Source organism: Niallia sp. FSL W8-0635 (genome assembly GCF_038007965.1).
Classification (GTDB): domain Bacteria; phylum Bacillota; class Bacilli; order Bacillales; family Cytobacillaceae; genus Niallia.
Genome location: NZ_JBBOYD010000001.1, coordinates 3,243,884 through 3,267,813, shown reverse-complemented (window position 1 = coordinate 3,267,813; position 23,930 = coordinate 3,243,884). Strand labels below are relative to the sequence as shown.

The 23,930-nt window shown below is 34.5% G+C and carries 21 protein-coding genes and 2 other annotated features; of the genes, 18 read left to right on the top strand and 3 right to left on the bottom strand.

The genetic code is table 11. From position 1 onward, the window contains the following. Nucleotides 1-16 precede the first annotated feature (16 nt). The 16 genes from NYE52_RS15765 (at nt 17) to NYE52_RS15690 (ending at nt 17,852) form a co-directional block, all read left to right on the top strand. Nucleotides 17-733 carry a response regulator transcription factor gene (locus tag NYE52_RS15765; RefSeq protein ID WP_341193950.1) on the top strand — a complete coding sequence of 239 codons (717 nt, stop codon included), beginning with the start codon at nt 17-19 and terminating at the stop codon, nt 731-733. Beyond that, entirely contained in the window at nt 734-2,488 is a 1,755-nt protein-coding gene (gene pnpS, locus NYE52_RS15760; protein ID WP_341193949.1) for a two-component system histidine kinase PnpS, read from the top strand. A gap of 894 nt (nt 2,489-3,382) precedes the next feature. Next, the gene (gene polA, locus NYE52_RS15755) at nt 3,383-6,007 is read left to right on the top strand and encodes a DNA polymerase I (RefSeq protein ID WP_341193948.1); all 2,625 of its coding nucleotides are present in this window, start codon (nt 3,383-3,385) and stop codon (nt 6,005-6,007) included. Nucleotides 6,008-6,083: 76 nt separating this feature from the next. Continuing rightward, complete coding sequence (gene mutM, locus NYE52_RS15750) at nt 6,084-6,911, top strand: DNA-formamidopyrimidine glycosylase (RefSeq protein ID WP_341193947.1); 828 nt, start codon at nt 6,084-6,086, stop codon at nt 6,909-6,911. A 78-nt stretch (nt 6,912-6,989) separates the two neighbouring features. Continuing rightward, complete coding sequence (gene ytaF, locus NYE52_RS15745) at nt 6,990-7,625, top strand: sporulation membrane protein YtaF (protein ID WP_341193946.1); 636 nt, start codon at nt 6,990-6,992, stop codon at nt 7,623-7,625. Nucleotides 7,626-7,790: 165 nt separating this feature from the next. Continuing rightward, complete coding sequence (gene coaE / locus NYE52_RS15740) at nt 7,791-8,396, top strand: dephospho-CoA kinase (RefSeq protein WP_341195209.1); 606 nt, start codon at nt 7,791-7,793, stop codon at nt 8,394-8,396. 108 nt (nt 8,397-8,504) lie between these two features. Then, nucleotides 8,505-8,960, top strand: a complete 456-nt coding sequence (gene nrdR / locus NYE52_RS15735) for a transcriptional regulator NrdR (RefSeq protein ID WP_341193945.1) — start codon at nt 8,505-8,507, stop codon at nt 8,958-8,960. Between the two features lie 107 nt (nt 8,961-9,067). Further along, nucleotides 9,068-10,483, top strand: a complete 1,416-nt coding sequence (locus tag NYE52_RS15730; RefSeq protein ID WP_341193944.1) for a replication initiation and membrane attachment family protein — start codon at nt 9,068-9,070, stop codon at nt 10,481-10,483. Between the two features lie 15 nt (nt 10,484-10,498). Continuing rightward, nucleotides 10,499-11,428, top strand: a complete 930-nt coding sequence (dnaI, locus tag NYE52_RS15725) for a primosomal protein DnaI (protein ID WP_341193943.1) — start codon at nt 10,499-10,501, stop codon at nt 11,426-11,428. Between the two features lie 621 nt (nt 11,429-12,049). Continuing rightward, nucleotides 12,050-12,895 (top strand): putative sporulation protein YtxC, encoded by an 846-nt coding sequence (locus tag NYE52_RS15720; RefSeq protein WP_341193942.1) that lies wholly within the window; start codon nt 12,050-12,052, stop codon nt 12,893-12,895. Between the two features lie 71 nt (nt 12,896-12,966). Further along, nucleotides 12,967-13,207: a binding site (T-box leader), on the top strand. 81 nt (nt 13,208-13,288) lie between these two features. Beyond that, nucleotides 13,289-15,226 (top strand): threonine--tRNA ligase, encoded by a 1,938-nt coding sequence (gene thrS, locus NYE52_RS15715; protein ID WP_341193941.1) that lies wholly within the window; start codon nt 13,289-13,291, stop codon nt 15,224-15,226. Nucleotides 15,227-15,479: 253 nt separating this feature from the next. Then, nucleotides 15,480-15,617: a sequence feature (ribosomal protein L20 leader region), on the top strand. A 150-nt stretch (nt 15,618-15,767) separates the two neighbouring features. After that, on the top strand, nt 15,768-16,271 hold the full coding sequence (infC, locus tag NYE52_RS15710) for a translation initiation factor IF-3 (protein WP_016201804.1): 504 nt from the start codon (nt 15,768-15,770) through the stop codon (nt 16,269-16,271). Between the two features lie 15 nt (nt 16,272-16,286). After that, complete coding sequence (gene rpmI / locus NYE52_RS15705) at nt 16,287-16,487, top strand: 50S ribosomal protein L35 (RefSeq protein ID WP_016201803.1); 201 nt, start codon at nt 16,287-16,289, stop codon at nt 16,485-16,487. Between the two features lie 26 nt (nt 16,488-16,513). After that, a complete protein-coding gene (rplT, locus tag NYE52_RS15700; protein ID WP_031534824.1) occupies nt 16,514-16,870 on the top strand; it encodes a 50S ribosomal protein L20 in 357 nt (118 codons plus the stop codon). A 71-nt stretch (nt 16,871-16,941) separates the two neighbouring features. Continuing rightward, complete coding sequence (locus tag NYE52_RS15695) at nt 16,942-17,208, top strand: DUF1294 domain-containing protein (protein WP_341193940.1); 267 nt, start codon at nt 16,942-16,944, stop codon at nt 17,206-17,208. 68 nt (nt 17,209-17,276) lie between these two features. Further along, on the top strand, nt 17,277-17,852 hold the full coding sequence (locus tag NYE52_RS15690; protein WP_341193939.1) for a TVP38/TMEM64 family protein: 576 nt from the start codon (nt 17,277-17,279) through the stop codon (nt 17,850-17,852). Between the two features lie 65 nt (nt 17,853-17,917). Here NYE52_RS15690 and NYE52_RS15685 read toward each other — a convergent pair whose 3' ends face one another. Beyond that, nucleotides 17,918-18,274, bottom strand: a complete 357-nt coding sequence (locus NYE52_RS15685; RefSeq protein WP_341193938.1) for a sigma-w pathway protein ysdB — start codon at nt 18,272-18,274, stop codon at nt 17,918-17,920. 288 nt (nt 18,275-18,562) lie between these two features. On the opposite strand from NYE52_RS15685, the gene NYE52_RS15680 reads away from it, so the two are divergent. Then, on the top strand, nt 18,563-19,648 hold the full coding sequence (locus tag NYE52_RS15680) for a M42 family metallopeptidase (protein WP_341193937.1): 1,086 nt from the start codon (nt 18,563-18,565) through the stop codon (nt 19,646-19,648). Between the two features lie 94 nt (nt 19,649-19,742). On the opposite strand, the gene NYE52_RS15675 is transcribed toward NYE52_RS15680, so the two are convergent. Beyond that, on the bottom strand, nt 19,743-20,855 hold the full coding sequence (locus NYE52_RS15675; protein WP_341193936.1) for an AI-2E family transporter: 1,113 nt from the start codon (nt 20,853-20,855) through the stop codon (nt 19,743-19,745). 260 nt (nt 20,856-21,115) lie between these two features. Next, on the bottom strand, nt 21,116-22,276 hold the full coding sequence (locus NYE52_RS15670; protein ID WP_341193935.1) for an ROK family protein: 1,161 nt from the start codon (nt 22,274-22,276) through the stop codon (nt 21,116-21,118). 282 nt (nt 22,277-22,558) lie between these two features. Here NYE52_RS15670 and xylA point away from each other — a divergent pair, with 282 nt between their 5' ends. Beyond that, nucleotides 22,559-23,866 (top strand): xylose isomerase, encoded by a 1,308-nt coding sequence (gene xylA, locus NYE52_RS15665; protein ID WP_341193934.1) that lies wholly within the window; start codon nt 22,559-22,561, stop codon nt 23,864-23,866. Nucleotides 23,867-23,930 lie beyond the last annotated feature (64 nt).

Here is a 23,930-nt window from a genome sequence, read left to right as displayed (position 1 = left end):
TATTTGGAGGCTGTATATGAAGAAAAAGGTTTTAGTAGTAGATGATGAACAATCTATCGTAACTTTACTTAAGTATAATTTGCAACAGGCGGGGTATGATGTATTGACTGCCATGGATGGAGAAGAAGGATTGAATCTAGCTTTAACTGCTAATCCAGACGTCATCTTACTTGATTTAATGTTGCCAAAAAAAGATGGGATGGATGTTTGTAAAGAACTACGCCAACAGAAAGTGTTAACTCCAATATTAATGTTGACAGCTAAAGATGATGAGTTTGATAAGGTTTTAGGATTAGAGCTTGGTGCAGACGATTATATGACGAAGCCTTTTAGTCCGAGAGAAGTTATTGCTCGAATAAAAGCTGTTCTAAGACGAATACAGATGCAAGTTCCAACATCTTCTGATGAAGTAGATGAAGATGAGGATGACGGCATTAAAATTGCAGAGTTAAAAGTACTGCCTAATTATTATGAAGCCTATTTCAAAGGAGAGCTATTGGAGTTAACTCCAAAAGAATTTGAGCTATTATTATATCTTGTGAAAAACAAAGGAAGAGTTTTAACAAGGGATCAGCTATTAAGTGCAGTTTGGAACTATGACTTTGTAGGCGATACAAGAATTGTAGATGTACATATTAGTCATTTACGTGAAAAAATTGAAGAAAATACGAAAAAGCCTATATATATTAAAACAATACGTGGATTAGGCTATAAATTAGAGGAACCAAAGTAAATGAAGAGCTTTAAATCCCGTTTAATGGCGAGCGTGTTATTTACTATTTTTATCGTATTTTTATTTGTCGCTATTTTTATTGAATCTTATAATAAGAAAACTTTTATGGATTCTTTTGATAATCGATTAGAACGAGAAAGTACATTAATTGCAAATCAAATCATGAATAATGGTGGGATTTTAGAAATTAATAATGGTTTAGTAAAAGAATATAGCGAGACATTAGATGTACAGATTACCGTTATTGATGAATCCGGGGTGATTATCTTTAACGAAGGCGAGCTGCAGACAGATACTGAATATGAAAATCAAATGCAGACTTTACTATCAAATGAAAAAGTAAATGCTGTATCTATTAATGGGAATCCTAACTTTCATTTTTATCAACAGGAGCTTTTGGATGAAGAGGGAAGACAGGGCTATCTATTAATAGGGGCTAAAGTGGAAGAAATAGAAAATGCCTATCAACATATTAATTGGATAGTTTTTTCTTCGTTTCTATTTTCTTTTTTAGTCATTTATTTAATTGGCTATAAATTAATATATCGTTATACGAGACCAATAGAGTCAGCTACTAAAGTGGCTGTAGATTTGGCAAATGGTAATTATCATGCAAGAACTTATGAGGATCGTGTAGATGAAACGGGGATTCTTAGTTCCTCTCTTAATAAAGTAGCGAAAGATATGCAAGAAATGGTAAAAGCGCAAGAAATACAAGAAGATCGCCTAGGAACTTTAATTGAAAGTATTAGTAGTGGCTTACTTTTAATTGATAGCAGAGGGTATATTAACTTAATAAATAAATCCTATAAAGATATTTTCTTTGTTCGTTCCGCTGACTATTTATATAAACAATATTATAAAGTCATTCCATATAGACAAGTTATGGATCTTGCAGAAGAGATTTTTATGACAGAGCATAAAGTTATTCGAGAAATGACGCTTGAAATTAAAAATGAGAAAAAAAGCTTTCAAGTGTATGGTGTTCCAATCATTGGGACCAATGATAGATGGATGGGGATTTTGCTCGTTTTTAATGATATTACGGAATTGAAGAAGCTTGAACAAATTCGTAAAGACTTTGTAGCCAATGTCTCACATGAATTAAAAACACCTATTACTTCTATTAAAGGTTTTTCCGAAACACTTCTTGATGGGGCAATGGAAGATAAAGGGACACTAGAGGAATTTTTACGGATTATTTTAAAAGAGAGTCATCGACTACAAACGCTAATTCAAGATCTTCTAGATCTATCAAAATTAGAACAACATCACTTCTCTTTAAATAAAGAGGCGTTTAATTTGACGGAAATTCTAAATAAAGCGACTAAAATGCTAGAAGGTCGTGCAGAAGCGAAAAATATAAAGTTGAAATTTCCGCAATCGAATGAAATTATTCAAATTGAAGGAGATAGAAGTAGATTAACTCAGGTTTTTCTAAACCTAATAACAAATGCTGTTATTTATACTCCGAACGATGGGGAAATTAATATTTATGTTGTGGAGAAGAAAAAGAAAATTGAAGTGAAAATTCAAGATACAGGAATTGGGATTGATCAAGCTGAAATTTCGAGAATTTTCGAGCGTTTTTATCGTGTGGATAAAGCCAGAAGTAGAAATTCAGGCGGAACAGGATTAGGTCTAGCGATTGTTAAACATTTAGTAGAATTACATAGAGGAACGATTCAAGTGGAAAGTGAAATGGGAGTAGGAACTACCTTTACTGTGATTTTGCATAAAGAATTTCCATTTTAGGGATGGAGGATGCCAAAATCGGTATCCTCCTATTTATTTCAAATCTAACATAGTTGCCTTGGTTCTAGTATTAGATGAACTTACTGATAGTCGATAGTCCAGTTTGTACACCGATGAACAGGCACCTCCGCTTTTCTATTTGTCTAGCTCCGGTGCCTATCGGTTAGCAAACTTCCGACTATCTCCCTACGATAAGTCAACATCGACTCACTAACGTTCCTCGTGTTTCCTTTATCTCAGTCGATAGTCTCCAGTTTGTACACCGATAAACAGGCACCTCCGCTTTTCTATTTGTCTAGCTCCGGTGCCTATCGGTTAGCAAACTTCCGACTATCTCCCTACGATAAGTCAACATCGACTCACTAACGTTCCTCGTGTTTCCTTTATCTCAGTCGATAGTCTCCAGTTTGTACACCGATAAACAGGCACCTCCGCTTTTCTATCTCTTTACATTGTTTTTACATTTGGTTTATGGTGGGTTTACACTTTGTTGTTACAATTATTTATGAAGTCCCCCTTATCCATTTGGTTAAGGACTTAAGCTGAAAGCTACCCCGCTTTTGGCTTCCCCTGTTAATAATGGGCTTGGTATGAAATGTGCTTTTTGCAATCGTTGGTGGAACAATGATATTTCTTCTCCATGCCTGTGTCGATATAATTTTATGTATTTATATTAATTTGTAAAAAATTGCAGAGTTAGTTGGTAAATGGTGTGTGCCGCACGCTTATTTCGTTGTAGGATGAAATGAGAAAGTGTAGGAAGAAGCCTCTTATTCAACTATCTCTGCTTTTTTACATTTATGAATATGTCATGTAAAATAAATTGAGTCATGTAACAATCATCGTTTTTTTACGAGATAACATAACATTATAAATAGGATGGAGGAGGATTTCTTGAAAAAGAAATTAATATTAATAGACGGGAATAGTATTGCCTATCGCGCTTTCTTCGCTTTACCGCTTTTAAATAACGATAAAGGTGTACATACAAATGCTATTTACGGCTTCACTATGATGCTAATGAAAATCTTAGAGGAGGAGAAACCGACACATGCTTTAGTAGCCTTTGATGCAGGGAAAACTACTTTCCGCCATAAAACATTTAGTGAATATAAGGGGGGGCGCCAGAAGACACCGCCAGAATTGTCAGAGCAATTTCCTTATATAAGAGAGCTATTGAAATCATATGGTATCCATCATTACGAATTAGAAAACTATGAAGCAGATGATATTATTGGAACCCTTTCTCTTCAAGGAGAAAAAGATGGGTTTGAAGTGGTCATTATTTCTGGTGATAAAGATTTAACACAATTGAGCTCAGATAGAACAACAGTATATATCACAAGAAAAGGAATAACAGATATGGAGTCCTATACTCCTGAACATATTCAAGAGAAATATGGGTTGACTCCTGATCGAATTATCGATATGAAAGGTTTAATGGGAGATAGTTCAGATAATATTCCGGGAGTTCCTGGGGTAGGGGAAAAAACAGCAATTAAATTGTTGAAGGAATTTGATTCCTTAGAAAAATTGGTAGAGTCTATTGATCAAGTAAGTGGGAAGAAACTGAAAGAAAAGCTAGAAGAATTTAAGAATCAAGCATTGATGAGTAAAGAATTAGCTACCATTTACAGGGAAGCTCCTTTAACGATAACTTTGGAAGATACAGAATTTCCTGGCATGCAAATAGAAAAGCTAAAAGATATGTTCAAAGAGCTTGGCTTTAACTCTTTGCTTGAAAAATTAGGAGAAACACCTGAACAAGAGGAACTAGTATTAGAAGATATAAAGTTTGAAACAGTTGAAAATATTACAGAAGCTATTTTTTCTGATAGAAATATAATGTATGTCGAAGTATTGGAAGATAACTATCATTATGCACCGATCTTAGGAATCTCTATGGTAAATGACACTGGAGCATACTATCTACCGATTAACCAAGCGTTAGAATCATCTGCTTTTAAAGCTTGGGCAGAAGATGAAAAGAAAGAAAAGATTGTTTATGATGCTAAAAGATCCGAAGTGTCTTTACGACATCAGGGGATCCATTTAAAAGGAATTACGTTTGATGTTCTTATTGCAGCGTATTTAGCAGATCCTTCTGCAACTATTGAAGATGTTGCATCTGTTGCTAAAAAGTACGGATACACTAATTTACAATCAGATGAAGCATTCTATGGAAAAGGGGCAAAAAGGAAGGTTCCAGAGCAAGAATTCTTATCTGATCACATCGTGCGAAAAGCATTCGCGATGCAGGCTATCCAAGAGAAAATGGAAGATGAGCTGAGAAAGAATGACCAAGAAGCACTATTTTATGATCTTGAAATGCCATTAAGCTTAGTGCTTGCTGATATGGAATCAACAGGGGTGAAGGTGGATGTTGATCGCTTGAAAGCGATGGGAGAAGAGCTTTCCGAAAGACTGAAAGACATCGAGAGCCGAATTTATGAACTTGCAGGTGAAACTTTTAATATTAACTCTCCAAAGCAACTTGGTGTTATTTTATTTGAAAAGCTTGGCTTGCCAGTTGTGAAAAAAACAAAGACAGGCTATTCTACCTCTGCTGATGTATTGGAACAGCTTGCTAGTTCACATGAAGTGATTAGAGAAATACTAGAATATAGACAGCTCGGAAAATTACAGTCAACCTATATAGAAGGTCTACAAAAAGTGGTCCATAATGGGAGAATTCATACTAGATTTAACCAAGTGCTGACACAAACAGGTCGTTTAAGTTCCATTGATCCCAATCTTCAAAATATCCCAATTCGCTTAGAAGAAGGAAGAAAAATTAGACAAGCATTTGTACCGACAGAAAAGGACTGGGTTATTTTTGCTGCTGACTATAGCCAAATCGAGTTACGTGTTCTTGCTCATATTGCGAATGACGAGAAATTAATTGAAGCATTCAGAGAAGATCATGATATCCATACGGAAACAGCTATGTCCGTTTTTCATGTTGAAGCTGATGAAGTAACCTCTAATATGAGGAGACATGCAAAAGCAGTTAATTTTGGAATTGTATATGGTATTAGTGATTATGGTTTATCGCAAAGCCTTCATATTACAAGAAAAGAGGCAGCGAAATTTATAGAACGCTATTTAGAAAGTTATCCTGGGGTAAGAAATTATATGGAAGAAATTGTGGCAGACGCGAAACAAAAAGGGTATGTTGCAACCTTGCTTCATAGAAGAAGATATTTAGCGGATATCACAAGCAGAAACTTTAATCTTCGAAGCTTTGCAGAGAGAACAGCGATGAATACGCCAATCCAAGGCAGTGCTGCTGACATTATAAAAAAAGCGATGATTGAAATGGCGAAACGTTTAGAAGTAGAAGGATTGAAAGCTAAATTGTTATTACAGGTTCACGATGAATTAATCTTCGAGGCTCCAAAAGAAGAAATAGAGAAACTGAAAGAAATAGTTCCAGATGTAATGGAGCATGCAGTTGAATTAAGTGTTCCTTTAAAGGTGGACTATTCTTATGGACCAACTTGGTATGATGCAAAGTAATGGATTATCCAATCATGAGTTAATGATGGATAGAAGAAATTACGAGCAATTTTTAACAAGGAAATGAGGTATATAGGTGCCAGAATTACCAGAAGTTGAGACGGTACGTAAAACGTTGAAACAGTTAACACAAAATAAAGTAATTAAAGAAGTTGTTGTGTCATGGGCAAAAATGATTAAAAAACCAGAAAATGCAGAAGAATTTTCAGATGCATTAATTGGTCAAGCTATCCTTGATGTAAAACGACGCGGCAAATTCATATTAGTTGAAACAAATGATTTTACGATTGTTTCTCATTTGCGAATGGAAGGGAAATATGGGGTGTTTCAAGCAGACGATCCTGTTGATAAACACACCCATGTTATTTTCTTTTTTGAGGATGGATCCGAGCTAAGGTATAAAGATGTACGGAAATTCGGAACGATGCATTTATTTAAAAAAGGGGAGGAATTAAACGCCATGCCCCTTTCTCAATTAGGCCCTGAACCATTTGCTGACGATTTTACGATTGCTAATTTTACCGAGAGATTGTCAAAAACTAGTCGTAGTATTAAAACAGCGTTATTAGATCAAAAAATTGTCGTTGGTTTAGGAAATATTTATGTAGATGAAGCTTTATTTCGAAGTGGCATTCATCCAGAGAGAATAGCTAATTCGTTAAAAGCAGCAGAAATTGAGAAATTGTATAAGGAGATTATCGCTACTTTATCCGAAGCGGTAGAAAAGGGTGGCAGTACGATCCGTTCCTATGTAAACACACAAGGTCAAATCGGAATGTTTCAGCTTGAATTATATGTCTATGGTCGAAAAGGTCAAGAATGTAAAGTATGTGGGGCAACTTTAGAAAGAATTATAGTGGGTGGAAGAGGGACCGTTTTTTGTCCTAATTGTCAAAAAAAATAAAAGCATAAACCTGAATTAACATTGGATGGGCTCTTTCCATATAGTATATTACTATTGATTTGGAAGGAGCTTATCTTTATGGCCCAGGTGTTTTCTCTTTTATTATTAGCAATCGCTGTTAGCATCGATAGCTTTAGTGTTGGTTTTACTTATGGACTTCGAAAAATGAAAATGCCCTTGAATTCTATTCTTATTATCGCCTGTTGTTCTGGTCTGACACTTCTATCAGCAATGCTGGTAGGTCACGTTATTTCAAGGATATTCTCCCCATCGTTTGCAGAGAGTATAGGTGGCATTATTTTAATAATATTAGGTGGATGGATTCTTTACCAATATTTTAAGCCAAGCAAGGAAAAGGAAGTATTAACAGAAGAAAAGAATATTATTAATTTTGAAATAAAGTCTTTAGGGATTGTCGTAAATATTTTGAAGAAACCTTTATCAGCGGATTTTGATAAATCAGGGACGATTACAGGGCTAGAAGCAGTTGTGTTAGGTTTTGCTCTGTCTTTAGATGCCTTTGGGGCAGGAATTGGTGCTTCAATGCTTGGATTTCCCCCACTTTTTTTAACACTTGCTGTCATTTTTATGAGTACATCCTTTGTTTCCTTAGGAATCTATTTAGGCAAATTTTTGTCCGAAAAAAGTTATATGGATAAGTTTTCCTTTATTCCTGGGATTATCTTAATCATTATTGGAATTTTTAAACTTTGACTGACTGTAACAAATCAGCGAATAGGTTGTTTGTTACGAAGGCGGTGACCCTTCTTGGCGAATCGCCTTTGGAATTTCACCTATTTTCCTGCACTTTATATATACAAAGGTGCTTTTTAAAATTAAATTTTGTTACATACTAAATATTATAAGGTAGGTATTGTCATAATGTTCATTGTAGGATTAACGGGAGGAATTGCGAGTGGAAAATCGACAATATCCTCCTACTATCAATCACTAAATATCCAGGTTATTGATGCTGATGTGGAGTCTCGGTTAGCTGTTGAAAAAGGAGAACCAGCCTATCTAGAAATTGTTGCTCATTTTGGCAAAGATATTCTTCAAGGAGATGGTACCTTAAATCGACAAAGGCTTGGGGAAATTATATTTTCGAATGAAGCAGAACGGAATGTGCTAAATAGTATCGTTCATCCTGATGTTAGAAGAAGAATGGACGAGAAGCAAAAACTAGCAGCCGAGGCAGGAGAAAAGATAGTGATTTTAGATATCCCCTTACTATTTGAAAATAAATTAAACCAAACAGTGGATCGAACAATTTTAGTATATGTAGATGAAGACGTTCAAATTGATAGATTGATGAAAAGAAATAATTTGAGCTATAAACATGCGGTTAATAGAATAAAAGCTCAAATGACTTTAAAGGAAAAAATCGATCTTGCTGATGAAGTAATAAACAATAATGGATCTATAGAAGAGTCATTACAGCAAGCAAAGGAAATTTTGAAAAAATGGAATGTTTACCCTATATGAAAAAGGTAATTGGAGTGAATTTGGTATAATTACTTGTACAAGCCTTTAATTTTATATAATATGAAGATAAGTATATACATGGAACAATGAATTCGGAGCTGATATGAAATGAGATGTCCTACCTGTCAACATAATAACACCCGTGTTCTTGATTCACGACCAGTTGATGAGTATAAATCGATTCGCAGAAGAAGAGAATGTGAAGCTTGTGGTAATCGATTTACAACTTTTGAAAAAGTAGAGGAGATTCCTTTAATTGTAGTGAAGAAAGAAGGGACACGTGAAGAATTTAGTAGAGATAAAATATTGCGTGGTTTAATTAGAGCGTGTGAGAAGAGACCGGTTGCTTTAAAACAATTGGAGGAAATTACAGCAGAAGTAGAGAAGGAACTTCGAAGTAATGCTGCTTCAGAAATAAAAAGTGAAATAATTGGTGAAATGGTAATGGACCGCTTAGCAAAAATAGATGAAGTGGCATATGTCCGTTTTGCATCTGTTTATCGCCAGTTTAAAGATATAAATGTATTTATTGACGAACTGAAGGAATTAATAAAAAAAGATTAACAGATTTCATGGAAATGATAACGAAGGGAGCTAAAGATTTCTTTGGCTCTTTTTTTGCCTTTCATTTTCTTTGAGGGAAATAGAATGTATAGAAAGGAAGAATTAATATGTCTCAGCATTGGCAAGACCTACTTCCGGTCGATAGATATCGAGTAGCAGTGAATGGACTGTTAAGTGATTATGATCGAAAGACAATCACCTTCTTATATCAACCATTAATTGGGACAAAATGTTTAGCTTTATACATGACTTTATGGGCAGAAATAGAAGAAAATCGTTTATGGTCCATGACAAATACTCATCATAGCTTAATGAATTTCATGAGTTGTGGTTTAAATGACATATATGAAGCAAGACTAAAGCTAGAAGGAATTGGTCTTTTAAAAACGTATCAAAAGAAAGAGGAAGGGAATCGTTCATTTATTTATGAATTACAGCCTCCTTTATCGCCCGCACAGTATTTTCTAGATGGTATGTTAAATGTTTATTTATATAGAAAAATTGGAAAAGCACAATATAGCAGATTGAAGAAATTCTTTTCTGATGAAAAAATTTCTGATTCTGGGTATCAGCCAATCACGAAAGCTTTTCAAGATGTATTTATGTCTGATCATAATAGCGCTGTTCGCGCTATTCATGAAATAGATGGAGAAGAAGCTTTTGATCATACTTATATAGGCAGGGAAGAACAAACTGGAATTCAAATTAGTAAGGAAGATTTTGATTTTGAACTCCTTTTTGCAGGAATACATGAGTCGCTGCTGTCAAAAAAGGCATTTACGAAAAAAGTGAAGGAAGCAATCCAAAATCTTGCCTTTATATATGGGATTGATCCGATACAAATGAAGAATATTGTGATTAGCGCTATTAATCACCAAGATGAAATTGATATTGAGGAGTTGAGGATTGCTGCTCGTGATTGGTATCAGTTTCAGCATAATGATTTGTTGCCTATGTTAGTTGATCGTAAACAACCGCAAAAGGATTATTCATCGACTGCTGCTCCAAAATCGAAAGAGGAAGAGTTAATCTATTACTTGGATCATACTTCTCCACGTGAAGTATTAAAAGAGATTTCTGGAGGTGCGGAACCGTCCAAGACCGACTTGCAAATTATTGAAGAAATTATGTTTTCGCAAAAACTATTACCTGGCGTGATAAATGTCCTCATTCAATATGTTATGCTGAAAACAGATATGAAATTGACAAAGGGCTATATAGAAAAGATCGCTGGTCAATGGGTTAGGAAGAATATTCGTACGGTTAAGGATGCAATGGATTTAGCGAAAAAGGAACATAAGCAATATATGGAGTGGGCACAAGGTAAAAAAAGTCCACAATCAAAATCAAGCCGAAAAGCAATTCGGACAGAAAAAATTCCAGAATGGTTTGGACAACAAGACCAGCTTAATGAAGAAACAACCAAATCAGCGGTGAAGAATACTGCTAAGGATGCTAGCGATAAAGATTTGGAGAAGAAGAAGCGAGAATTGGAAGACCGAATAAAAAAATTGAAAAAATAGGTGGTGAATCAAACGGTGGAAAGGATTAATGATAAATTAAAGAAGTTTGGTGCGGGTAATAACTTTCAGGAACGATACCGTGCAATGAAACAGGAAGTACTTGCACACCCTGAAGTAAGAGCCTTTTTGAGGGAGCATGAGGATGAGCTTACTTCCAATGCGGTTGATGTGGGAATGATGAAGTTATATGAATATGCTAATCAGAGCAAGGCGTGCAATAAGTGCCCAAGTCTTCAAGGCTGTGTGAATATGATGCAGGGGTATCATCCAAGCCTCGTTATAATCAGAGGGAATATTGAGATTCAATATGATCGCTGTCCAAGGAAGCTTTCGGAGGATACTCAAAAGAGAAAAGAAAAGCTTATCCAAAGTTTGTATGTGCCTAAGGATATTTTAGAAGCATCTTTTGACAAACTGGACATTGAGGGAGAAAGAATGGAAGCAGTAGATGCTGCTATTCGATTTGTTGAGGAATATAAACCAGGCGAAAGACAAAAGGGAATATATTTTTATGGGGAATTTGGGGTTGGAAAATCATATATTTTAGGAGCAATTGCCAATGAACTATCTCAAAAACAAATTTCCTCGATGATTGTGTATGTTCCTGAATTATTTAGAGAAATGAAAAGTTCTATTGCTGATAGTACTTTAAATGAAAAAATAGAACGCATAAAAAGAGAGCCTGTATTAATGCTAGATGACATAGGAGCAGAAACGATGTCTAGCTGGATTCGAGATGAGGTATTAGGACCAATCCTTCAGTTTAGAATGCTGGAGAATTTACCTACTTTATTTACGTCTAATTTTGACTTTAGCGGCTTAGAGCATCATCTTACTTATTCTCAAAGAGGAGAAGAAGAAAAGATGAAAGCGATGAGAGTAATGGAAAGAATTCGATATTTATCTATGCCAATTCATGTGAAAGGTAGAAATAAGCGGATATAAATTCACTAGGTGTTTCATGAGAGTAAGGAGAAGTGTAAGTTGACGGAAATTTCGAATGCAGAAAAATTACTAATAAAGCGATATAATCAATTTCTTTTATTTATATCTATTACTATTTTGCTATTGTTAATCCCTTTCTTTCTATCCTTTTATAGTCCGGGAATTTATAAAATAATCCTGGCATTAATGGTATTCGGATTAACATATACGTATATAACAAAGAATAGAAGGTTACTTGCATACGTAAGAAATCTTTGTGAAAAACGAAATATATCTTTTCCTATGTTATATATTGGATACATTATATTGTATGCTCTAATAATAGGAGTAATCGTATTCTTTTTATAATATCGATTCTATTATTTGAGAGGCTGAGGCAAAACTGATTGCCAATCTGTAAAGATGAACAATCTCTAATTTAGTTTTTAAATAAAGGCTACTAACTAATAAAAACCCGAACAATTATACGGGAGTGTGATTGTTCGGGTTTGTCTATGGCCGGAATACCTCATTTTTTTGAAAAGGCAATTCCTCCAATTGTGCGCATATTTTTGTAGTCTATTTTCTCCCATCCCCCCATATATATGGAAGCAAGGACTTCTTTATAAAGGGGGCATACGGTTGATTGATATTCAATTTCAAGATGAAAAAGATGCAAAGAAATTTTTGCGTATGATAAATAAACAGGGGAAGTTTATTGATTCGTTGGAAAGAATGGCCGATGAAAATAATTGTACAGTCGTGAAAACAGATGAAAGCAGCACTGCAGTACAAAAATGCTTAATCGCTTTTATCTTGCATATAAAAACAGATGATTGGGCAAAAGAAATATTACAAAATCGTTATTTCTATATGGACGAATTAGAACAGCGGAGTATATTAGAAATACTTCACAGTTTAATTGAAGAAGAGCGCGATGGCCTGACAACCTTAACAAAAGATATAAATATAAAATCATGCCTTGCAGAAAGTATGAATAATTTTATGGTTGAAAGGCATCGTGAATTTTCTTTTGATTCCTTCGTTACCTTTCGATTAAAGGCTTTTTTTGAAAAGCTAATCAAATACATAGAATTATCGATTGATGAGTACAAAATGGAACAAGAATATCAAGTGTTTATTCATACATTACGAAATTCTCTTTCTAAAAAGGCTGCAAAAGTAAATCATATCCATGTATTAATTGACTTAGAAATACAGTTTTTTGACACGGAATATCGAGAAATTCCCCAACAGGAATTAATGATGTTGTATGAACAAAGAAACTTAGCTTCTTCTACCTATTATATCGACCCATATTCCCTAGGACCATTGCTTGCGCTTGCTCCGAAAACAATCTATTTATATACAGAAGATAGGGATTTGCCGATTGTTCGTACTATTTTAAACATTTTTGAAGAGCGGGTACAGCTGCTTGAAAAGGAACATTTCTTTCTAAGGATAATCGCTCAGACTGAAATGAAATAAGATTCCCATTAATGCCCTTGATTTTATGTGCAGAAAAGCATATAATAACGTACATAAATTAACTATAACTTATACATGTATTGATAAGGACAATAGTTTTCTTGTACGGTTCAAAGAGAGGGAAGGATGCTGGGAACTTCCTAACACGATAAGATTACTTACCACCTTTAAACTTCAGTCAGGAACAGGAAAGCCTAAGTAATGACTGGCGGTCTCAGCAGCCGTTATCTGTTTAAACTAAAGCCAGACAATTAATTTGTTTGGGAATTAGGGTGGAACCACGTGTTTATATTTATAAAACTCGTCCCTTCGCATAGGGACGGGTTTTTTTGCGTTTAATCGGTTCTTGTCGTACATGCAAAGCTTAATGACGAAAATAAAGGAGGCAGTTTCATGTCAGAATTAATTAACATTACATTTCCAGACGGAGCGGTAAAGGAGTTTCCAGAAGGGACAACAACAGAAGATATTGCGGGTTCTATTAGCCCAGGTTTAAGAAAAAAAGCACTTGCAGGAAAAATCAATGGTTCGTTATATGATTTGAAAAGACCAATACTAGAGGATGCGTCTTTTGAAATTGTTACACCAGATAGCCCGGATGCATTAGAAATTCTGCGTCATAGCTCTGCCCACTTAATGGCACAAGCAATTAAACGTATTTATGGAAATGTAAAGCTTGGAGTAGGTCCAGTTATCGAGAATGGATTTTACTACGATATTGATTTAGAGCAATCATTAACACCAGAAGATTTACCGGCTATTGAAAAAGAAATGAAGAAAATTATTAATGAAAACCTGGAAATCGTCCGTAAAGAAGTCAGTCGCGCTGAAGCGATTGAGCTTTTTAAAGAAATGGATGATGAATATAAACTAGAATTAATCGATGCAATCCCTGAAGATGAAACAGTAACATTATACCAACAAGGTGAATTCGTAGATCTTTGTCGTGGTGTACATGTTCCTTCAACTGGAAAACTAAAAGAATTTAAATTACTAAATATTGCTGGGGCTTATTGGAGAGGAAACAGCGATAATAAAATGCTTCAACGTATTTATGGAACAGCATTCTTTAAGAAGAATGAGTTAGACGAGCATTTACGCTTCTTAGAAGAGGCGAAGGAAAGAGATCATCGCAAAATCGGTAAAGAATTAGATTTATTTATGACTTCTCAAAAAGTTGGACAAGGTTTACCATTATGGCTTCCAAAAGGTGCAACAATCAGACGTATTGTAGAGCGCTATATTGTTGATAAGGAAGAAAGATTAGGCTATAACCATGTATATACACCAATTATGGGTAGTGTAGACCTGTATAAGACTTCAGGTCACTGGGATCACTATCAAGAGGATATGTTCCCTGTCATGGAAATGGATAATGAGCAGTTAGTGCTTCGTCCAATGAACTGCCCACATCATATGGTCGTATATAAAAATGATATTCACAGCTACCGCGAATTACCAATTCGTATCGCAGAACTTGGAACAATGCATCGTTATGAAATGTCTGGAGCATTATCTGGATTACAGCGTGTTCGTGGAATGACATTAAATGATGCACATATCTTTGTAAGACCAGACCAAATTAAAGATGAATTCAAACGTGTCGTAAACTTAGTTTTAGAAGTATATAAAGATTTCGATATCACAGATTATTCTTTCCGATTATCTTATCGTGATCCAGCAGATACAGAGAAATATTTTGATGACGATGAAATGTGGGATAAAGCACAAAGTATGCTGAAAGAGGCAATGGATGATCTTGGTCTAGATTACTTTGAAGCAGAAGGTGAAGCTGCATTCTACGGTCCGAAATTGGATGTACAAGTGAAAACAGCATTAGGTAAAGATGAAACACTTTCTACTGTTCAGTTAGACTTCTTATTACCTGAACGCTTTGATTTAACATATGTAGGGGAAGATGGAAAACAACATCGCCCAGTCGTTATCCATAGAGGTGTAGTTTCAACAATGGAACGCTTTATTGCATTCCTTATCGAAGAATACAAAGGAGCATTCCCAACTTGGTTATCACCTGTACAAGTACAAGTGATTCCAGTATCACCTTCTGTACACTTTGATTATGCAAAAGAAGTACAAGAAAACTTACAAAGACATGGATTCCGCGTAGAACTAGACGAACGCGACGAAAAAATCGGCTACAAAATCCGTGAAGCACAAATGAAAAAAATTCCTTACATGTTAGTGGTGGGAGATAAAGAAGTAGAAGATAAAGCTGTAAACGTACGAAAATACGGAGAACAAAAATCAGAAACCGTTTCTTATGTAGACTTCTTAGAGAAATTAACACAAGAAGTTAAATTTTCTAATTAAGTTAGTAGTTCATTTGAATTTTTAAGAAGAGACCCTTTCTTAGGATTATGTTTATAAACAATCGAAAACCTATTGTTTTTTAAGTTGGGAAGGTCGAGTTCTGTCCTATATTCCCAGCTTTTCAGAAATTATGCATAAAAAGTATTGCATTGAATCAATTAATTTGATAAAATTTTTCTCGTTGTGATATTTCTTTCGTTGACTTACAGATATCATTGTGATATAGTTACTAAGGTAAATTGAATACGAGTTTGAGGAAAAGAAGAAGCACCCGCTTCTCACCTGATTGACACAGATTCCAAGTAGTTAACAGGTATTACGTAAAACATTTTAGGTCTTACTATGTTATCGTAAGTGTGGGTGAATTTTTCATCCACACTTTTTTATTTGGATGATAAAGATTACAAAGCCTACGATGTCAACTTGGGAGTCAAGTGTCAATTAGTATCTAAACTAGAGAAGGTGACCTAGAATAGATTATTCTTGACCCGAACGTTGTATTCGTCATTAACCTTGGAGGTGTTTAACTATTAGCAAAGATATGATTTTAAATGAAGGCATTCGTGCTAGAGAAGTTCGTCTTATTGACCAAAATGGAGAACAGCTTGGAATTAAAACGAAATTTGAAGCTCTTGAAATTGCAACACGTGTAAATCTTGATGTCGTTCTTGTTGCTCCAAACGCAAAACCACCAGTAGCTCGTATCATGGACTACGGTAAATACAAGTTTGAACAGCAAAAGAAAGAAAAAGAAGCACGTAAAAATCAAAAAATCATTAATATTAAAGAGGTTCGCCTTAGTCCAACTATAGATGAGCATGACTTTAATACAAAGCTTCGTAATGCTATTAAGTTCCTAGAAAAAGGCGATAAAGTAAAAGCATCCATCCGTTTTAAGGGACGTGCTATTACACATAAGGAAATCGGTCAACGCGTACTTGTTCGTTTTGCAGAAGCTTGTGCAGAAGTTGCCACTGTGGAATCACATCCAAAAATGGACGGTCGAAGCATGTTCATGACTTTAGCGCCTAAAAACGACAAGTAAGAGGAGGAATACCAAATGCCAAAAATGAAAACTCACCGCGGAGCTGCTAAACGTTTCAAAAAGACAGGCTCTGGTAAATTAAAACGCTCAAAGGCTTATACTAGTCACTTATTTGCTAACAAATCTACTAAGCAAAAACGTAAACTTCGCAAAGCTGGATTAGTATCCAAAGGCGATTTCAAACGCATTCGTCATTTATTAGACAACATTAAGTAATTTTTTCAATATAGGAGGGAAATAATATGCCACGTGTTAAAGGCGGTACAGTTACACGCAAACGTCGTAAAAAAGTTCTTAAATTAGCTAAAGGTTATTATGGTTCAAAACATACATTATACAAGGTAGCAAACCAACAAGTAATGAAATCATTAATGTATGCATACAGAGATCGTCGTCAAAAGAAACGTGATTTCCGTAAATTATGGATTACTCGTATCAACGCAGCTGCTCGCATCAACGGTCTTTCTTATAGCCGTTTAATGCACGGATTGAAGTTAGCTGGTATCGAAGTAAACCGCAAAATGCTTGCTGAACTTGCTGTAAGTGATGAAAAAGCATTTGCTGAATTAGCAACTGTTGCTAAACAAAACTTAAAATAAGTTTTTTAAAAAAAGAAGGTAGCTGATACCTTCTTTTTTTATATTTTGATTTCATGAAGGGAGGGAAATGGGTGATTCCATTACTAATAAGCTATTTAGTTTTCATCAATATACTTGGTTACTTAATCATGATGATTGATAAAAAAAGAGCGATTAAGCATCAGTTCCGAATAAGTGAGCGGACACTATGGACAATAGCCTTTCTTTTCGGTGCTCTTGGCTTATTCATTGGCATGAAAAATTTTCGTCACAAAACAAAGCATGGAACATTCAAATATGGTTTACCCTTCTTATCTATACTAGAAGTAGGGATTGTACTTTATGGACTAAATGTTTAGGCATATTCTCGTCTCTTTTCTTATACACTTTAATAACAGCATGATTCTTTAGAGCAGAAGGTGATAAGATGGAAGAGCAGTTATCAATTCTATTTGTTATGGTAGAAGTTGGCGGTATATTAGCCCCGATAATATTTATTTTATTTCATACGCTGCGGCAATTTTTATTTATTCCCCCAATACTAGTTTGTATTGCTGGAGGAGTATTGTTTGGAGTAACGCTTGGTACCATCTATTCTGTTATCGGCCTAACGATTAATTGTCTCTTTTTCTATGCAATCATCCATCGCTTGCCAAAAACCCATCGAAAGCTATCTACTCTTAAAAAAAGATGGTTTGGGGAATATCGTAATTTAACACTTGGGCAAATTACCGTCTTGCGGTTAATACCAGTATTTCATTATCATTTATTAAATTTTTGCTTATTAGAAAAAAGAAAAAGTTTAAAAGCGTATGGGAAAAGCGCGGTATTGAGTAATATACCATTGGCGTTTTTTTATACGATCTTCGGTCAGTTTATTAGTCAATTTTCTTTGACAATGGTAGTTATTATCATGTTTGCATTGGCAATTCTTGTTTATATTTTACGGGAAAAAATAACAATTATAAAATGGAGAGAATTTTTTAAAGAAGCTCATGAGTAAGATATACTTTATAAAAATTATAGGAAAAAAATAGAGTCTTGCTTTTATGCAAGGCTCTACGTATTTTATTCTGTCTTATTAAATCGTGTCCAATCGATAGTTGCCTTTGGATATATAGACAAAAGTGACTGTTCTATATAGGCTTTGTCTTGTTTTGACATCTTTGTATCATAAGGATTACTTGGGAGTAATAAGATGCGATCAACCTCTTTTGATGCTGCATATTTTTCCCCTTCAAGCAAATGTCCTTTATATGTTAATAATAGGTTCATTCTAATATTATCCTTTTTATCAAACAAATAAAATGTTCCACGCTTTTGCGCGAATTTTAATCGTCGCTGTGGATTTGTTAAGAAAGAAAGGAGTCGAAACAAACCATAAATAAGAAAAGCGAGCAGAACAAATAACAAAAGCCATTTCATAAATAAGCCTCCAGTAACTTAATTTTTCAGGATTAACTAATAGAATACGATTGGAAATGGAAAAGGTTTCATTTTTTAAGAAAAAATATTTTAAAAAAGAAAAGAACAAATAAATAGAAACAAAGAATTGTTACATAATATAAGCAAGGATTTATTTTTACCCTATTAATGAAGAAGATAAGCAGAGTTGTTAACTAAAATTTTATTTTATTAATAGCTAATGCTTTGTACTATATTTATTTTCTAGTATAATAATGAAGAATATATTATATTAAGGGAGTCGAAATAATGGCGAAATTAGATGAAACATTGACGATGCTAAAAGATCTTACTGATGCAAAAGGCATCCCTGGAAATGAAAGAGAACCAAGAGAAGTAATGAAAAAGTACATAACAGAATATGCGGACGAAGTTTTAACGGATAATTTAGGAAGCTTAATCGCTAAGAAGGTTGGACAGGAAAATGGTCCAAAAATAATGGTTGCAGGTCATCTTGATGAAGTTGGTTTTATGGTAACTCGTATCGATGATAAAGGTTTTCTATATTTCCAAACAGTAGGTGGCTGGTGGTCCCAAGTAATGCTGGCACAAAGAGTAACGATTGTTACTAGTAAAGGTGAAATTACTGGGATTACAGGATCTAAACCACCACATGTATTAAGCCCAGAAGCAAGAAAAAAACCAATTGATTTGAAGGATATCTTTATTGATATAGGTGCATCCTCTAAAGAAGAAGCAATGGAATGGGGAGTAAAGCCAGGAGATATGATAGTTCCGTATTTCGAATTCACGGTTATGAATAATGAGAAAATGCTACTCGCAAAAGCATGGGATAACCGTATTGGCTGTGCTATTGCAATTGATGTTTTAAAGAATTTAAAAGATAGTAATCATCCTAATATTGTGTATGGTGTTGGAACAGTTCAAGAAGAGGTTGGTCTTCGTGGAGCGAAAACAGCAGCGAACTTAATTGAGCCGGATATTGGTTTCGGAGTAGATGTTGGTATTGCTGGTGATACACCAGGAGTAACGGAAAAAGAAGCATTAAGTAAAATGGGTAAGGGCCCACAAATTATTTTGTATGATGCTTCAATGGTTTCACATAAAGGTTTGCGTGACCTTGTTACGGATACAGCAGATGAGTTAAACATCCCTTATCAATATGATAGTGTGCCAGGTGGCGGTACAGACTCAGGCTCTATTCATTTAACACATAAGGGAGTACCAACTTTATCTATCACAATTGCAACTCGATATATTCATTCACATGCTGCAATGCTTCATCGTGATGATTATGAAAATGCGGTAAAACTTATCGTTGAAGTTATTAAGAGATTAGACCGCGAAACAGTTGATGCATTAACATTTGCATAAACAGCTAAAATAAAAAAGGGAATTGGATTTTTAAAAATCCAATTCCCTTTTTCTCATTTTAAAGAGGTTTAATTTTATAAAAATTCCATACACCTTACTCTATTGGAGGAATCTGAGTATTTAATATCGCTGCTTTCCTTGCTTTAAGCAAACGATTAATATTGATTACAATCGTTTTAACAGCAGCATATGTTGGAACGGCAAGAATCATTCCCAGAATTCCTGCTAAATTACCTGCTACTAATAAGAGGATAATAATCGTTGCTGGATGAGTATCCAATCTTTTTCCGAGAATTAACGGTGATAGGATATTGCCTTCGATTTGTTGGGCAACGGTGATAACGAGAATAACAAGCAATGCTTGAGTTGGTGATGTAAACAGAGCAATAATAACTGCTGGTGCACCACCGATTAATGGTCCTACATACGGAATGATATTTGTCACAGCAACAATTAGAGCCATAACAAGCGCGTAATCAAGGCCGATTATTAAATAGCCAATTAATGCTAAGGTTCCCACAAACAATGCCACAATAACTTGACCTTGAATATAAGCAGCGATTGTTTCGCTTGTATCTTTAATGATTCTTAACCCCTCATTACGATAGGAAGAAGGGAAAAATTTAGATAATGCTTCAGGAAATTTGCTTCCATCTTTAAAGCAATAGAAAAGTAAAAATGGAACCGTCACAATGGTAATGGTGATATTTGTCATCGTGCTAATGACTGTGCCAATTCCATTAGTTATATTGCTTGGGATGGTTTGAGCATAGGCTTTTAAGTTTTCTGTAATATCTTCTATTTTTACATATTCTTGGTTCATAATCCATTTGTATTGTTTTGTGTCATTTAAGTATTGGAAATAATGAACTGCATCATCGGCATATTTTGGAATATTGCTAAATAATTCACTAACCTGCTTGCTGATCATCGGCACGACACTGCCAATTGCTAAAATAATTATTCCAATCACCGCAAGATAAAGAATAATAATGGCGATTGTCTTAGGAATTTTATACTTTTGCAAAAATTTAACGATTGGATTAAGTAAAAAGTATAAAAAACCAGTAATGATAATTGGTACAAAAAGTGTGGAAAATAGTACTGCAATTGGTTTGAATAAAAACGTTATTTTTGTGCAAAGATAAATAATCGCTGCAATAATTAGAATCTGCAATAACCAATAATGAAACTTCTTTTTTGTCAAAATTTTTCACCTTTTTCATATTTTGTATAGCAAGTATAGCACACTCATTCATTTTCTTGTAAAGATTATGATGTGTTATTTAAAAGGATTGTATCACAATTTAAATTCATATTGATACTAACGAGCAAGTAGTGTAAAAAGTTTCAAAAATGCTGCAAGAAAGTAGATAGAATTTCAAGAAAAAATGAAAAAATGATACAATCCATTGTTTTTATAGAAACAGATTGTATCATTCCATGTGGCTTATAAAAAAGGCTGTGTTAATCCGTATTGATAATTTTCAGATGGGAAATATTTAAGAAATTACGGATGTTCAGTGCGGTAGCGCCGAATAAAGATGCTTTCGAACCAAGATTTGAATTCTCAATGACAATGTCTTTGTTAAAGGAACTTTGCAGATTATCGTTGATTATGGGAAGGATATCAGGAATTCTACGAATGACAGAACTGTTCATATATATGAGCTTTGGAGCAAAAAAGGTCATAATATTGTTTATTCCCTTAGATAGATTATAGCAATGCTGTTGAATAAGTTCTTGAACAGATGGATCGTTAGCATAATATAGTTCAGCCAATAAATCAGGGGTAACATCCGATAATTGCTTTGTTTCTTTGAACTGCTCAAGTAGAACTTTATCTGAGCAATACTGCTCAAGGCAACCTTTATTTCCACATGGACAGGTTTTACCGTCTGGATAAAGTACCGAATGACCAACTTCCCCAGCTCTACCGTCTAATCCAGTAAATAATTGACCATCTATAATAATTCCAGCACCAATCCCACTGTGTATACTCAAACTGATTAAATGATTAAATTCAGTTGAAAAGGTGGACTCCCCTATTGCGGTTAAATTTGCTTCATTTTCAATATGGATAGGATATTGGTAAAGCTTTGTTAATTCTTCATATAGATCAATTTTGTCTAAATCATAATAAGGAGTAAATGAAATATTATTTTCATTTACAATTCCATGAATGGCAATTCCAATTCCGATAATGCCATAGGTTGTCAGATTACTTATTTTCTCATATTTTTCGATAATATTAGAAACTTGGGCAAGGACATTTTCTTTTGTAATAAATGTACCTCTTTCTTTATTGTAAAAGACGACTTCCCCATCTAGATAAGTAACCATTGTGGAAATAAAGTCATAGCCCAGCTCAATCGCAATAGAAAGACCTGCTTTATTATTTAGTTGCAAAAGAATCGGCTTTCTTCCTCCAGAATGACTACTTTCCCCAATGCCGATTTCTTCAATAAGTTTATCCTCAAGTAATTTCTTTGTTATATCAGAAACGGTTGCTTTGTTTAAACCGATATTGGATGAGAGACTAGCTCGAGAAATGGGAGCTTGTTGAACGATCTGCTCCAATACAAGAGAAGCATTTTGTTCTCTAATTACATATTTATCTGTGACCATTATTTTCCTCCAAACGAATTAATCCCCTAATAACTATACTTATATTGTTAGGTTACCATACTAATTAAAATACTTCTATCTTATTTATAAATAAAATTGAAAAAAAGCCATTGTAAGCGGTTGACAAAATGCCGAGTTAGATTTATGATTAATTCAGTTAGTATATTGAACTAACAAATTGAAAGTAGTTTAATAGAATAGTAGAGTAAATACTACTTATTGAAAAGTAAGTTAAAAGCAAAATCAAAAAATATCTTTTATAACAATTAGGAGGGAATTAACATGGAATTTTTTCCAATGATTAAAGAAGTAAAATATGAAGGACCAAAAACAGAAAATATTTTTGCATACCGTCACTACAATCCAGAAGAAGTAGTTTTAGGAAAAACAATGAAAGAACATTTACGATTCAGTATGGCATGGTGGCATACATTAACACAAGATGGATCTGACCCATTTGGTGCAGCGACAAATGTTCGTAGCTGGTTTGGTGAAACACCAATGGAAACAGCTAAAAATAGAGTAGAAGCAGGCTTTGAATTAATGGGAAAAATGGGCTTTGAATACTTCTGCTTCCATGATGTAGATATTGCTCCAGAAGGTGAAACATTACAAGAGTTCTTAGACAATTTAGATGTAATCACAGATTTAATTAAAGAAAAAATGGATCAAACAGGTATTAAATTACTTTGGAATACAGCTAATATGTTTACAAATCCTCGCTTTGTACATGGTGCTGCTTCTTCATCCAATGCAGAAGTATTTGCTTATTCAGCTGCTCAAGTGAAAAAAGGATTAGAAATCAGCAAAAAGCTTGGTGGACAAAACTATGTATTCTGGGGTGGACGTGAAGGCTATGAGTCTCTACTAAACACTGATTTACAATTAGAACAAGACAATATGGCTCGTCTTTTCCATATGGCTGTTGATTATGCGAAAGAATTAAATCATGAAGTTCAATTTTTAATTGAGCCAAAACCAATGGAGCCTTCAAAACACCAATATGACTTTGATGCTGCTACTACAATGGCTTTCTTACAAAAATACGATCTTGATAAACACTTTAAACTAAATCTAGAGGCAAACCATGCTACATTAGCTGGTCATACTTTTGAACATGAAATGGCTGTAGCAAGAAGCTATAATGCGCTAGGTTCTTTAGATGCTAACCAAGGAGATGTTATGCTTGGTTGGGATACAGATGAGTTCCCAACTAATATCTATGATACAACTCTAGCAATGTATCAAGTGCTAGAAAACGGAGGAATTGCTCCTGGTGGTATCAATTTTGATGCAAAAGTACGTCGTTCTTCATTCTCTATGGAAGATTTAGTGCTTGCACATATTGCTGGTATGGATACTTTTGCACGTGGATTAAAATCAGCTGCAAAATTAAAAGAAGATGGCTTCTTTGATAAAGAAATTGAACGTAGATATAAGAGCTATACAACTGGAATTGGTAAATCCATTGTAGAAGGAAAAGAAGATTTAAAAACATTAGCAGAATATGCATTACAACATGATCAAATCGAGAATGAGCCAAATCATCTAGAATTCTTAAAATCTCGTTTGAATGATTATTTAGTATAATACAAATATAAAAAATAAGTAGTATAACACCAATAAAGGGGTGTCTCAGGTAGAAGGAATTGGC